Origin of the sequence: Halomonas hibernica, from assembly GCF_013183775.1 — a bacterium.
In the GTDB taxonomy this organism is placed as follows: domain Bacteria; phylum Pseudomonadota; class Gammaproteobacteria; order Pseudomonadales; family Halomonadaceae; genus Vreelandella; species Vreelandella citrativorans.
The window spans coordinates 192,639-204,259 of sequence record NZ_VIFN01000005.1 but is presented as its reverse complement, the minus strand read 5'-3'; the positions used below and the strand labels follow the sequence as shown (position 1 = coordinate 204,259).

The following is an 11,621-nucleotide window of genomic DNA, read 5'->3' as shown; positions in this document are numbered from 1 at the left end:
GCAAGACTTGACGTCGACTAGGGTCAGCCTTTAGAATGCGCAGCCTTTAACAGTGGGGTGGGTGCGCCCGCATCCGCTGCCCGTATTTGTTAAAGGCTAGGCAACCATTGGAGTCAGCTAAACACCATGGCAACGATTAATCAGCTAGTGCGTAAGCCGCGCAAGCGCCCCGTTACTAAAAGTGACGTGCCCGCGCTTCAGGCTTGTCCGCAAAAGCGCGGCGTATGTACGCGCGTATACACCACTACTCCCAAGAAGCCGAACTCGGCCCTGCGTAAGGTTTGCCGTGTGCGCCTGACCAACGGTTTCGAAGTTTCTTCTTACATTGGTGGTGAAGGTCACAACCTGCAGGAGCACTCTGTTGTTCTGATTCGCGGCGGTCGTGTAAAGGATTTGCCAGGTGTGCGTTATCACACCGTTCGTGGCGCCCTTGACACCTCTGGCGTACAGAATCGTAAGCAGGGCCGTTCCAAGTACGGTACTAAGCGTCCGAAGTCTTAAGACAGCTTGCCGTCACGCTGTGTTTGCAGCGTATGTAACGTAATGTCCAACACGAATATGATGGTCTGATAAGAGTAAGGTCGGGCAGTGCAGGGTAGTCGATACTAAGCGCGAGTTCCGGGTTTACCTGAAGGATCCTTAATTGAGGGCTTATCATGCCTAGAAGAAGAGTTGTAGCTAAACGCGAAATCCTGCCGGATCCCAAGTTCGGAAGTGAGCGTCTGGCGAAGTTCATGAACCACCTGATGGTCAGCGGCAAGAAGTCCATAGCTGAGCGCATTGTTTACGGTGCGTTGGACAAGGTTGCCGAGCGTAGTAGTGAAGAGCCGCTGGAAATCTTCGACAAAGCGCTGGAAACCATCCAGCCGATGGTCGAAGTGAAGTCGCGCCGCGTGGGTGGTGCGACCTATCAGGTTCCGGTTGAAGTTCGTCCGTCTCGCCGCCAAGCGCTCGCTATGCGCTGGTTGGTAGACGCGGCGCGTCGCCGCGGTGAAAAAACGATGGTTCAGCGTCTGGCAGGCGAAATGCTGGATGCCGCAGAAGGTAAAGGTTCTGCTGTTAAGAAGCGCGAAGACGTGCATCGTATGGCCGAAGCCAACAAGGCTTTCTCGCACTATCGTTTCTAAGAGCGTCCCTTTCAAGAGTGACGTTTTTAAGTACGGCGTTTGTAAGCGCAGTGTTTATAAAGTTCGCGTTTATATATGCACGTTGTTTCAGCAGGGCGTCGTTGGAAGTGGTAGGTCGAGTCGCTTTGTTGCAACACCCCGCCGTTATCATTCTGTGATAGCGGCGGTAGCGTAAGGCTCACTTTTGCCACTGCTAAGTTAACGAGCATCGCCAACTAACGGGAGTTTCACCGTGGCACGCAAGACACCACTTAATCGTTATCGCAATATTGGTATCGTAGCGCACGTTGATGCGGGTAAAACCACAACGACCGAGCGGGTACTGTTCTATACCGGCTTGAATCACAAGTTGGGTGAAACACACGAGGGTGCCTCAACGACTGACTGGATGGAGCAGGAGCAGGAGCGTGGTATTACGATCACCTCTGCCGCTGTCACCACCTTCTGGCAAGGTATGGCCAAGCAGTTTGATGAGCACCGTATCAACATCATCGATACGCCTGGGCACGTTGACTTCACTATCGAAGTTGAGCGTTCATTGCGCGTTCTTGATGGTGCGGTTGTCGTACTGTGTGGGTCTTCCGGCGTTCAGCCGCAGACCGAAACAGTATGGCGTCAGGCCGATAAGTACGAAGTACCGCGTATGGTCTTTGTTAACAAGATGGACCGTACTGGCGCTGATTTCTTCATGGTTGTTGACCAGTTGAAAGAGCGCTTGGGTGCGAATGCCGTGCCGATCCAGATCAACTGGGGTACGGAAGAGGACTTTAAGGGCGTTATCGACCTGATTCAGATGAAGGCTATCCTGTGGGATGAGGCTAGCCTGGGTATGAATTTCGAACTCGTGGATATTCCGGCTGAGCTGCAAGAGACTGCCGAGAAGTATCGCGAGCAGATGGTTGAAGCGGCTGCCGAAGGCTCTGACGAGCTAATGGACAAGTACCTGGAAGGCGTCGAGCTGTCGATCGAAGAGATCAAGGCAGGTCTTCGTACGCGTACTCTGGCCAATGAGATTGTTCTGGTTACCTGCGGTTCTGCCTTTAAGAATAAAGGTGTTCAGGCAGTGCTGGACGGTGTTATCGAGTACATGCCTTCGCCAACTGAAGTTAAGGCGATCGAAGGTGAGCTGGACGATAAAGATGGCACCATCGCTAAGCGTGAAGCCGATGACAGTGCGCCGTTTGCAGCGTTGGCATTCAAGATCGCTACCGACCCCTTCGTTGGTACGCTGACCTTTATCCGCGTTTACTCGGGCGTTCTGAAGTCTGGTGACGGTGTATATAACTCCGTTAAGCAGAAGAAAGAGCGCGTTGGTCGTATCGTACAGATGCACGCCAACTCGCGCGAAGAGATCAAAGAAGTACTCGCTGGCGATATTGCAGCATGTATCGGTCTGAAAGATGTCACCACGGGTGATACCCTGTGTGATATTGATAACAAGATCGTTCTTGAGCGCATGGAGTTCCCGGATCCGGTTATCTCGGTTGCCGTTGAGCCGAAGTCCAAGGCTGACCAGGAAAAAATGGGTATTGCACTGGGTAAATTGGCCCAGGAAGATCCTTCTTTCCAGGTTAAAACCGACGAAGAGACCGGCCAGACGATTATTTCTGGTATGGGTGAGCTTCACCTGGATATTCTCGTTGACCGTATGCGTCGCGAGTTTAAGGTGGAAGCCAATATCGGTAAGCCGCAGGTAGCATACCGCGAAACTATTCGTGGCAGCATTGAGCAGGAAGGCAAGTTTGTACGTCAGTCCGGTGGTCGTGGTCAGTACGGTCACGTTTTGCTGCGTATTGAGCCGCTGACTGCTGAAGAGAAGGGTGAAGGCGAAGAAGAGATTTTCTTCAAATTCAACTCTGAGATCGTAGGTGGTACGGTTCCCAAGGAATACGTCCCTGCGGTTGAGAAAGGCGCTTACGAGCAGCTTAAAAACGGTGTCATCGCGGGTTACCCGATGATCGACGTTAAAGTGACGCTGTTCGACGGCTCCTTCCACGACGTAGACTCTAACGAGACTGCGTTCAAGATTGCTTCTTCTATGGCAGTGAAGGAAGGTGCCAGGAAGGCCAAGGCCGTGCTGCTGGAGCCGGTGATGAAGGTCGAAGTCGTGACTCCCGAGGAATTTATGGGCGACGTCATGGGCGACCTGAGCCGTCGTCGCGGTCTGGTGCAGGGTATGGATGACTCCTCTTCTGGTAAAGTCATTCGTGCGACGGTGCCGCTGGGTGAGATGTTCGGTTACGCAACCGACCTGCGCTCACAAACCCAGGGCCGTGCGAGCTACTCTATGGAGTTCTCGAAGTACGACGAGGCGCCCTCCAGCGTCGTTGAAGCCGTCATCAATCAAAACGGTTAACCGTTAGCTAACGTAAAGAGGTTATAGCAGTGGCTAAGGAAAAATTCGAACGTTCCAAACCGCACGTCAACGTCGGCACCATCGGTCACGTCGACCACGGTAAAACGACTCTGACTGCGGCCCTAACCCGCGTATCTGCTGAGGTTTTCGGCGGCGATTGGCGTGAATTTGATACTATCGATAACGCTCCTGAAGAGCGCGAGCGTGGTATCACTATCGCGACTTCCCACGTGGAATATCAGTCTGAAGAGCGTCACTACGCGCACGTTGACTGCCCGGGGCACGCTGACTACGTCAAGAACATGATCACCGGTGCTGCGCAGATGGACGGCGCGATCCTGGTGTGTTCTGCTGCTGACGGCCCGATGCCGCAGACGCGCGAGCACATCCTGCTGTCTCGCCAGGTTGGCGTTCCGTACATCGTTGTGTTCCTGAATAAAGCGGACATGGTCGATGACGAAGAGCTGCTTGAGCTGGTTGAGATGGAAGTTCGTGAACTCCTCGACGAGTACGACTTCCCGGGCGATGACACGCCGATCATCACTGGTTCAGCGCTGATGGCTCTGAATGGTGAAGATGAGAACGGCATGGGTACTACCGCCGTTGCTAATCTGATCAAAGCTCTGGATGCTTACATTCCTGAGCCGGAGCGTGCTGTCGACCAGCCGTTCCTGATGCCGATTGAAGACGTATTCTCTATCTCTGGCCGTGGTACTGTTGTTACCGGTCGTGTAGAGCGCGGTATTATCAATCCGGGTAGCGAAGTTGAGATCGTGGGTATCCGCGAGACCACCAAAACCATCGTTACCGGTGTTGAAATGTTCCGTAAGCTGCTCGACGAAGGTCGTGCAGGTGAGAACGTTGGTGCGTTGCTGCGTGGTACCAAGCGCGATGACGTTGAGCGTGGTCAGGTTCTGGCCAAGCCGGGTACTATCAACCCGCACACCGAGTTTGAAGCCGAAGTTTACGTACTGTCCAAAGAAGAAGGTGGTCGTCACACGCCTTTCTTCAAGGGCTACCGTCCGCAGTTCTACTTCCGTACCACTGACATCACTGGTACCTGTGAACTGCCGGAAGGTGTTGAAATGGTAATGCCGGGTGACAACGTTCAGATGGTTGTTACCTTGATTGCTCCGATCGCTATGGACGACGGTCTGCGCTTCGCTATTCGCGAAGGTGGTCGTACCGTTGGTGCTGGCGTTGTGGCAAAAATCGTTAAGTAATCGATTTACTTGATCGATGAAGGGGGCTCTCGCGAGCCCCCTTTTCTGCGCACCAATAGCAAATGTTTGACATGGGCTTTTGGCGTGCCTATAATGCGCATCCTTTGAATGCGTGGGTAGACGGCTCGCGCCGTCGACATCCATTGGAGTTTAGGGCAAATGCAGAACCAAAAGATTCGCATTCGGTTGAAAGCGTTCGACCATCGCCTGATCGATCAGTCCACAGCGGAGATTGTTGAAACCGCTAAGCGTACTGGTGCTCAGGTTCGTGGGCCGATCCCGCTGCCGACCAACCGCGAGCGTTATACCATCCTGGTTTCACCGCACGTTAATAAGGATGCGCGTGATCAGTATGAGATTCGTACGCACAAGCGTGTGCTCGACATCGTTGAGCCAACTGAAAAGACTGTTGATGCGTTGATGAAGCTTGATCTCGCCGCTGGCGTAGACGTGCAAATCAAGCTCAACTAATTACACTAGACACTTGCGGCCCAGCGTTCATCATTTATCGCATGAACAGCAGCCGCCGCGCCGTGAGGCGCCACACAATGTGCTAGTGGAATGCTCTGGAAAGGGCAGCCATAGCGGGTGATAGCCCCGTACACTATAGGAGACTGAGTATGACTATCGGTTTAGTCGGTACAAAGGCCGGGATGACCCGTGTCTTTACCGAAGATGGCGCATCCGTGCCCGTGACCGTTATTGAAGTTGATCCTAATCGTGTGACGCGCGTTAAGACCATTGAGTCTGACGGCTACGCAGCGATTCAGATCACTACAGGTTCTCGTAAAGCCAAACACCTCACCAAAGCGCAGGCTGGTCAGTTTGCCAAAGCGGGTGTTGAGGCTGGTCGTTCACTGATGGAATTCCGCCTTGCAGAAGGCGAAGAAGCTCCAGAAGTGGGTGGCGAACTCACCGTATCCCTCTTCGAAGCTGGTCAAATGATCGACGTGACCGGCACCTCTAAGGGTAAAGGCTTCCAGGGTGCTGTTAAGCGCTGGAACTTCCGTACCCAAGACAACAGCCATGGTAACTCCCTGTCGCACCGCGCGCCGGGTTCTATCGGCATGTGTCAAACACCAGGTCGCGTATTTAAAGGCAAGAAAATGGCCGGTCAAATGGGTAACGCCCGTTGCACCGTACAGAGCCTTGAGATCGTCCGTGTTGACGCCGAGCGTAACCTGCTGCTGATCAAGGGCGCCGTACCGGGAGCACCCGGCAGCGACGTTATCGTTCGCAGCGCCGTGAAAGCTGGCTGAAGGGGATAATTACCAATGAATCTGAATCTTGCTGCAGGCACGGGTACCGTTGAAGTAGCCGACGCCACTTTTGGCAAAGAATTCAACGAAGCGCTAGTTCACCAGGTTGTTACCGCCTATTTGGCTGGTGGCCGTCAAGGTACTCGCGCTCAAAAGAGCCGTTCCGATGTTCGCGGTGGTGGTAAAAAACCGTGGCGTCAGAAAGGTACCGGCCGTGCACGTGCTGGTACCATCCGTTCTCCGCTGTGGCGCAGTGGCGGCGTAACCTTCGCGGCACGTCCGCAAGACTATACCCAGAAGGTTAACCGCAAAATGTACCGCGCGGCGATGCGCTCCATCCTGTCTGAACTTGTCCGTCAAGAGCGTTTAGTCGCAATTGAAGAGTTCAGCGTCGAAGCGCCCAAGACCAAGCAGGTAGCTGCCAAGCTGAAAGAGCTCAACCTTGAGAAAGTGTTGATCGTCACTGAAGAAATGGACGAAACGCTCTATCTAGCCGCACGCAACCTTCCCCACGTTGACGTGGTGGATGTCGCGGCAGCTGACCCGGTGAGCCTGGTTGCCTTTGATAAGGTCCTGGTCACCGTCTCCGCCCTGCGTAAATTCGAGGAGAAGCTGGCATGAACCAGGAACGCGTATTCAAGGTTCTGCTTGGACCGCACGTGACCGAAAAGGCCGCGATGGCTGCAGAGCGCAACCAGTACGTTTTCAAGGTGGCATCTGATGCTACCAAGCCCGAGATCAAGAAAGCCGTTGAAATACTGTTCGGCAAACAGGTCGGCAGCGTTCAGGTGTTGAACGTTAAGGGTAAAACCAAGCGTACTGCACACGGCGTTGGCCTGCGTAAGGGTTACCGCAAAGCTTATGTGACCCTGGCTGCGGGTGAAACGCTCGAAGACTTCTCTGGCGCCGAATAAGGGCAGGAGTACGGATAATGGCAATCGTCAAGACCAAACCCACATCCGCCGGTCGTCGCCACGTCGTCAAGATCGTTGGCGAGGAACTGTACAAAGGCCGTGCGTATGCGCCGCTTTTGGAAAAACAGTCCAAGTCCGGTGGCCGTAATAATAACGGTCGCATCACCACCCGCCACGTGGGCGGTGGTCACCGTCAGCACTACCGTTTGATCGACTTCAAGCGCACCAAAGATGGCATTCCAGCCACTGTTGAGCGTCTTGAACACGATCCGAACCGTAGCGCGCATATTGCACTATTGAAATATGCAGATGGCGAGCGTCGTTACATCATTGCACCGAAAGGTGTCAGCGCGGGTGACGTGCTGGAATCTGGTGTCAACGCGCCCATCAAAAAAGGCAATGCCCTGCCGCTGCGCAACATTCCGCTTGGTTCTACCGTTCACGGTATCGAACTGAAGCCGGGTAAAGGCGCGCAGATTGCTCGCAGTGCCGGTACTAGCGCTCAGCTGGTTGCTCGTGAAGGTAACTACGCCACCTTGCGTCTTCGCTCTGGCGAAATGCGTAAGATCTTGGCTGAGTGCCGCGCAACACTGGGTGAAGTGAGCAACTCCGAGCACAGCCTGCGTCAACTTGGCAAGGCCGGTGCGAAGCGCTGGAGAGGCGTGCGTCCGACTGTTCGCGGTGTCGCGATGAACCCGGTAGATCACCCGCACGGTGGTGGTGAAGGCCGCACTAGTGGTGGTCGTCACCCGGTATCCCCATGGGGCGTACCGACTAAGGGTCACAAGACGCGTAAGAACAAGCGCACCGACAAGCTGATTATCCGTCGTCGTAACAAGACGCGTTAATCGAAATTGCCAAGAACTTAAGAGGTAACGGCTGTGCCACGTTCACTAAAGAAAGGTCCCTTCATTGACCTTCATCTTTTGAAGAAGGTAGAGGCTGCAGTGGAGAAGAACGACCGTAAACCGATCAAGACCTGGTCGCGTCGTTCGATGATCCTGCCCAACATGGTAGGTCTGACTATTGCGGTCCATAACGGACGCCAGCATGTCCCGGTGCACGTCTCCGAGGAAATGGTGGGTCATAAACTTGGCGAATTCGCTGCTACTCGCACATATCGCGGGCATGTTGCGGACAAGAAAGCCAAACGGTAAGCCAGAGAGGATTTAGAGATGGAAGTCACAGCTAAGCTGAGTGGCGCTGCTTTATCCGCACAGAAGGCCCGTTTGGTGGCTGACCAGGTGCGCGGTAAACCGGTCGCCGAAGCTATTGACCTGCTGACCTTCTCACCGAAGAAGGCTGCCAAGCTGGTCAAGAAAGTGCTTCAGTCCGCCATCGCGAATGCGGAAGAAAATAACGGCATGGACATCGACGAGCTGCGTGTCTCGACCATCTGCGTCGATGAGGGCATGACGCTCAAGCGTATCAAGCCGCGCGCCAAAGGCCGTGCGGATCGTATCTTGAAGCGCACCTGCCACATCACCGTCAAGGTAGCCGAGAAGTAGGAGTCGACCAGATGGGTCAGAAAGTCAATCCAACAGGCATTCGACTGGGCATCGTCAAAGACCATGCTTCTGTCTGGTATGCCGAGCGCGGCGCCTATGCCGATAAGCTCAATAACGATCTCGAAGTGCGCAGCTTCCTGGAAGAGCGTCTTAAAAGCGCTTCCGTAAGCCGCATTCACATCGAGCGTCCGGCTAACAACGCCCGCATCACCATTCACACTGCCCGTCCGGGTATCGTGATCGGTAAAAAAGGTGAAGATGTCGACCGTCTGCGTCGCGATCTTACCGAAATGATGGGCGTTCCGGTTCATGTGAACATCGAAGAAGTTCGCAAACCAGAGCTGGATGCCAAGCTAGTCGCTGCTAACGTAGCGGGTCAGCTTGAGCGTCGCGTCATGTTCCGTCGTGCCATGAAGCGCGCGGTACAGAACGCAATGCGTCTTGGCGCTGGCGGCATCAAGATTCAGCTGTCAGGTCGTCTTGGTGGTGCCGAAATCGCACGTACCGAATGGTACCGCGAAGGTCGCGTTCCGCTGCACACTCTGCGTGCGGACATCGACTACGCCACTTACGAAGCTCACACCACCTATGGCGTCATCGGCGTTAAAGTGTGGATCTTCAAGGGCGAAATCCTCGGCGGTATCGAGGAAGTGCGTGCCAAGGCTAAGCAACAGCAGCCTGCCGGCAACGCGCCCAAGAAGAAAGGTTCCAGGTAAGGGGAGAGCGAGTCGATGTTACAGCCCAAGCGTATGAAATTCCGCAAGATGATGAAAGGCCGCAACCGTGGCCTGGCGCATCGCGGAAGCAAGATCAGCTTCGGGGAGTACGGTCTGAAAGCTACTGGTCGCGGCCGCATCACTGCGCGTCAGATCGAAGCCGGCCGTCGTGCGATCACACGTCACGTTAAGCGTGGCGGTAAAATCTGGATCCGCGTTTTCCCTGATAAGCCGATTTCCAAGAAGCCGCTCGAAGTTCGTATGGGTAAAGGTAAAGGTTCTGTTGAGTACTGGGTAGCCCAGATCCAACCGGGTCGGGTCCTGTACGAAATTGAAGGCGTATCCGAAGAGCTGGCCCGTGAAGCATTTGAACTGGCCGCACAGAAGATGCCCTTATCCACCACCTTTGCGAAACGGACGGTGATGTGATGAAAGCCCAGGAAATTCGTGAAAAGTCAGCAGGAGAGCTCAAAGAGCAGCTCCTCGAGCTACTCCGCGAGCAGTTTAACCTGCGCATGCAGAAGGCCACTGGCCAACTGAGCCAGACTCATCTGCTCAAGCAGGTCCGTCGGGATATCGCCCGCGTTAAGACTGTGCTCAACGAGAAGGCAGGTGATTGAGATGGCCGAAGAGAAAAAAACCCGTACGCTCACCGGTAAGGTGGTGAGCGACAAGATGGATAAATCCATCGTCGTTATGATCGAGCGTCGTGAACGTCACCCGATCTACGGAAAATACGTTAAGCGCTCCACCAAGCTGCACGCCCATGATGAGGCGAACCAGGCTAAGGCAGGCGATACGGTTTCCATTCAGGAGTGCCGTCCGCTTTCCAAAAAGAAAGCCTGGACGCTGGTCGAGGTGGTTGAGCAGGCTAAGGGTTAATTACCTAAAGTCTGCCGATCAGTGCAGTCAGATTAGGTTTGGAGAAAACCGATGATTCAGACTCAGACAATGCTGGATGTCGCCGACAACAGCGGAGCGCGCCGGGTGCAGTGCATCAAGGTGCTAGGCGGTTCACACCGTCGCTACGCCCGCGTTGGTGACGTCATTAAGGTAACGGTGAAAGAAGCTATTCCGCGTGGCAAGGTCAAAAAAGGCCAAGTCATGAAAGCGGTAGTGGTTCGCACCCGTAGTGGCGTCCGTCGTAGTGACGGTTCGCTGATCCGTTTCGATGGAAATGCGGCGGTTTTGTTGAATAACACCAACGAACAGCCGATCGGCACGCGCATCTTCGGGCCGGTTACTCGTGAGCTTCGTAATGAGAAGTTCATGAAGATCATTTCCCTAGCGCCTGAAGTGCTGTAAGGAGCGAGGCGGATATGCAAAAGATCAAACGTGACGATGAAGTCATCGTCATCGCCGGGAAGGATAAAGGCAAACGTGGTACCGTTAAGCGGGTATTAGAAAACCGCTTCGTGGTATCCGGTGTGAACATGATTAAACGTCACACCAAGCCGAATCCCATGGCGGGAAATCAGGGCGGTATCGTCGAGCGTGAGGCTCCGATTCACGCGTCCAACGTAGCCATCTTCAATTCGGAGACCGGTAAGGCGGATCGCGTCGGCTTCCAAGTTAAGGAAGACGGTACCAAGGTACGTATCTACAAGTCGACGCAGACGCAGATCGACGCCTAACGCGAGTCGGGTAGCAAAATGGCGAACTTGAAAGAACGTTATCAAAACGAGGTCGTAGCTCAACTCAAAGAGCAGTTCAGCTACAACAACGTTATGCAGGTACCCCGGATCACGAAAGTGACTCTGAACATGGGTATCGGTGAAGCGGTTAGTGATAAAAAACTGATCGACAATGCCGTCGGTGACCTGGAGAAATTGTCCGGTCAAAAGCCGCTGGTGACCAAAGCACGTAAGTCCATCGCGGGCTTCAAGGTGCGCGAAGGTTGGCCGATTGGTGTCAAAGTAACGCTGCGCGGTGAGCGTATGTGGGACTTCTTGAACCGTCTGGTTAACATTGCGATTCCTCGCGTGCGTGACTTCCGTGGTCTTAACCCGAAGTCTTTTGACGGTCGCGGCAACTACTCCATGGGTGTGCGTGAGCAGATCATCTTCCCGGAGATCGAGTATGATAAAATCGATCGCATTCGGGGGCTGGACGTCACTATCACTACTACTGCCAACACCGACGAGGAAGGTCGTGCGCTGCTAGCGTCACTGAACTTCCCGTTTAAGAAATAAGGGTTGGATCATGGCTAAGAAAAGTATGGTAGAGCGTGAGCTCAAGCGTACGCAGCTGGTCGAGAAGTATGCGGCCAAGCGTACTGAGCTCAAGGCAATCATCTCAAGCGTGAATACGTCTGAGGAAGAGCGCTTCGAGGCGACGCTGAAGCTGCAGCAACTGCCGCGCGACTCAAGCCCGGTACGTCAGCGTAACCGCTGCCGCATCACGGGTCGTCCGCACGGTTTTTACAACAAGTTCGGCCTTGGCCGCAACAAGCTGCGTGAAGCCGCCATGCGTGGCGACGTCCCTGGTCTGAAAAAGTCCAGCTGGTAACGCCACGTAG

Annotated in this window: 19 protein-coding genes; all 19 read left to right on the top strand. The window is 54.3% G+C overall.

Annotated features, from left to right (window positions below; genetic code table 11):
* Window positions 1-126: 126 nt before the first annotated feature.
* The 19 genes from rpsL (at window position 127) to rpsN (ending at window position 11,611) form a co-directional block, all read left to right on the top strand.
* The gene (gene rpsL / locus FKN99_RS10090; protein ID WP_009098973.1) at window positions 127-501 is read left to right on the top strand and encodes a 30S ribosomal protein S12; all 375 of its coding nucleotides are present in this window, start codon (window positions 127-129) and stop codon (window positions 499-501) included.
* Between the two features lie 155 nt (window positions 502-656).
* Window positions 657-1,127, top strand: coding sequence for a 30S ribosomal protein S7 (gene rpsG, locus FKN99_RS10085; protein ID WP_018917738.1), 471 nt, complete (start codon window positions 657-659; stop codon window positions 1,125-1,127).
* Between the two features lie 232 nt (window positions 1,128-1,359).
* Entirely contained in the window at window positions 1,360-3,483 is a 2,124-nt protein-coding gene (gene fusA, locus FKN99_RS10080) for an elongation factor G (RefSeq protein ID WP_172117717.1), read from the top strand.
* Between the two features lie 29 nt (window positions 3,484-3,512).
* Entirely contained in the window at window positions 3,513-4,706 is a 1,194-nt protein-coding gene (gene tuf, locus FKN99_RS10075; protein ID WP_172117716.1) for an elongation factor Tu, read from the top strand.
* Window positions 4,707-4,865: 159 nt separating this feature from the next.
* Complete coding sequence (gene rpsJ / locus FKN99_RS10070) at window positions 4,866-5,177, top strand: 30S ribosomal protein S10 (protein WP_087108956.1); 312 nt, start codon at window positions 4,866-4,868, stop codon at window positions 5,175-5,177.
* Between the two features lie 149 nt (window positions 5,178-5,326).
* Window positions 5,327-5,965 (top strand): 50S ribosomal protein L3, encoded by a 639-nt coding sequence (rplC, locus tag FKN99_RS10065; protein ID WP_172117715.1) that lies wholly within the window; start codon window positions 5,327-5,329, stop codon window positions 5,963-5,965.
* 15 nt (window positions 5,966-5,980) lie between these two features.
* Window positions 5,981-6,586 carry a 50S ribosomal protein L4 gene (gene rplD, locus FKN99_RS10060; RefSeq protein ID WP_172117714.1) on the top strand — a complete coding sequence of 202 codons (606 nt, stop codon included), beginning with the start codon at window positions 5,981-5,983 and terminating at the stop codon, window positions 6,584-6,586.
* A complete protein-coding gene (gene rplW / locus FKN99_RS10055) occupies window positions 6,583-6,879 on the top strand; it encodes a 50S ribosomal protein L23 (RefSeq protein WP_087108950.1) in 297 nt (98 codons plus the stop codon). Before rplD ends, rplW begins: the two co-directional genes overlap by 4 nt.
* Window positions 6,880-6,896: 17 nt before the next feature.
* Window positions 6,897-7,727 (top strand): 50S ribosomal protein L2, encoded by an 831-nt coding sequence (gene rplB, locus FKN99_RS10050; protein WP_172117713.1) that lies wholly within the window; start codon window positions 6,897-6,899, stop codon window positions 7,725-7,727.
* A 33-nt stretch (window positions 7,728-7,760) separates the two neighbouring features.
* Entirely contained in the window at window positions 7,761-8,036 is a 276-nt protein-coding gene (rpsS, locus tag FKN99_RS10045) for a 30S ribosomal protein S19 (protein ID WP_027337511.1), read from the top strand.
* Window positions 8,037-8,054: 18 nt separating this feature from the next.
* The gene (gene rplV, locus FKN99_RS10040) at window positions 8,055-8,387 is read left to right on the top strand and encodes a 50S ribosomal protein L22 (RefSeq protein ID WP_009723900.1); all 333 of its coding nucleotides are present in this window, start codon (window positions 8,055-8,057) and stop codon (window positions 8,385-8,387) included.
* A gap of 11 nt (window positions 8,388-8,398) precedes the next feature.
* Window positions 8,399-9,103, top strand: coding sequence for a 30S ribosomal protein S3 (gene rpsC, locus FKN99_RS10035; protein WP_087108946.1), 705 nt, complete (start codon window positions 8,399-8,401; stop codon window positions 9,101-9,103).
* Window positions 9,104-9,118: 15 nt separating this feature from the next.
* On the top strand, window positions 9,119-9,532 hold the full coding sequence (gene rplP / locus FKN99_RS10030; RefSeq protein ID WP_007112000.1) for a 50S ribosomal protein L16: 414 nt from the start codon (window positions 9,119-9,121) through the stop codon (window positions 9,530-9,532).
* Window positions 9,532-9,723, top strand: coding sequence for a 50S ribosomal protein L29 (gene rpmC, locus FKN99_RS10025; protein WP_027337514.1), 192 nt, complete (start codon window positions 9,532-9,534; stop codon window positions 9,721-9,723). Before rplP ends, rpmC begins: the two co-directional genes overlap by 1 nt.
* A gap of 1 nt (window position 9,724) precedes the next feature.
* Window positions 9,725-9,985, top strand: a complete 261-nt coding sequence (gene rpsQ, locus FKN99_RS10020; RefSeq protein ID WP_009723897.1) for a 30S ribosomal protein S17 — start codon at window positions 9,725-9,727, stop codon at window positions 9,983-9,985.
* A 51-nt stretch (window positions 9,986-10,036) separates the two neighbouring features.
* Window positions 10,037-10,408, top strand: coding sequence for a 50S ribosomal protein L14 (gene rplN, locus FKN99_RS10015; RefSeq protein ID WP_172117712.1), 372 nt, complete (start codon window positions 10,037-10,039; stop codon window positions 10,406-10,408).
* A 14-nt stretch (window positions 10,409-10,422) separates the two neighbouring features.
* The gene (rplX, locus tag FKN99_RS10010) at window positions 10,423-10,737 is read left to right on the top strand and encodes a 50S ribosomal protein L24 (RefSeq protein WP_009723895.1); all 315 of its coding nucleotides are present in this window, start codon (window positions 10,423-10,425) and stop codon (window positions 10,735-10,737) included.
* A gap of 18 nt (window positions 10,738-10,755) precedes the next feature.
* A complete protein-coding gene (rplE, locus tag FKN99_RS10005; protein ID WP_087108941.1) occupies window positions 10,756-11,295 on the top strand; it encodes a 50S ribosomal protein L5 in 540 nt (179 codons plus the stop codon).
* Window positions 11,296-11,305: 10 nt separating this feature from the next.
* Complete coding sequence (gene rpsN, locus FKN99_RS10000; RefSeq protein WP_172117711.1) at window positions 11,306-11,611, top strand: 30S ribosomal protein S14; 306 nt, start codon at window positions 11,306-11,308, stop codon at window positions 11,609-11,611.
* Window positions 11,612-11,621: the final 10 nt, after the last annotated feature.

Coding starts and splice junctions, on each gene's coding strand:
- rpsL (WP_009098973.1), top strand. CDS start 127: ATGGCAACGATTAATCAGCTAGTGCGTAAGCCGCGCAAGCGCCCCGTT.
- rpsJ (WP_087108956.1), top strand. CDS start 4,866: ATGCAGAACCAAAAGATTCGCATTCGGTTGAAAGCGTTCGACCATCGC.
- rpsN (WP_172117711.1), top strand. CDS start 11,306: ATGGCTAAGAAAAGTATGGTAGAGCGTGAGCTCAAGCGTACGCAGCTG.
- rpsC (WP_087108946.1), top strand. CDS start 8,399: ATGGGTCAGAAAGTCAATCCAACAGGCATTCGACTGGGCATCGTCAAA.
- rplE (WP_087108941.1), top strand. CDS start 10,756: ATGGCGAACTTGAAAGAACGTTATCAAAACGAGGTCGTAGCTCAACTC.
- rplN (WP_172117712.1), top strand. CDS start 10,037: ATGATTCAGACTCAGACAATGCTGGATGTCGCCGACAACAGCGGAGCG.
- rpmC (WP_027337514.1), top strand. CDS start 9,532: ATGAAAGCCCAGGAAATTCGTGAAAAGTCAGCAGGAGAGCTCAAAGAG.
- rplX (WP_009723895.1), top strand. CDS start 10,423: ATGCAAAAGATCAAACGTGACGATGAAGTCATCGTCATCGCCGGGAAG.
- rplP (WP_007112000.1), top strand. CDS start 9,119: ATGTTACAGCCCAAGCGTATGAAATTCCGCAAGATGATGAAAGGCCGC.
- rplD (WP_172117714.1), top strand. CDS start 5,981: ATGAATCTGAATCTTGCTGCAGGCACGGGTACCGTTGAAGTAGCCGAC.
- rpsG (WP_018917738.1), top strand. CDS start 657: ATGCCTAGAAGAAGAGTTGTAGCTAAACGCGAAATCCTGCCGGATCCC.
- rplC (WP_172117715.1), top strand. CDS start 5,327: ATGACTATCGGTTTAGTCGGTACAAAGGCCGGGATGACCCGTGTCTTT.
- rplV (WP_009723900.1), top strand. CDS start 8,055: ATGGAAGTCACAGCTAAGCTGAGTGGCGCTGCTTTATCCGCACAGAAG.
- rplW (WP_087108950.1), top strand. CDS start 6,583: ATGAACCAGGAACGCGTATTCAAGGTTCTGCTTGGACCGCACGTGACC.
- rpsQ (WP_009723897.1), top strand. CDS start 9,725: ATGGCCGAAGAGAAAAAAACCCGTACGCTCACCGGTAAGGTGGTGAGC.
- rplB (WP_172117713.1), top strand. CDS start 6,897: ATGGCAATCGTCAAGACCAAACCCACATCCGCCGGTCGTCGCCACGTC.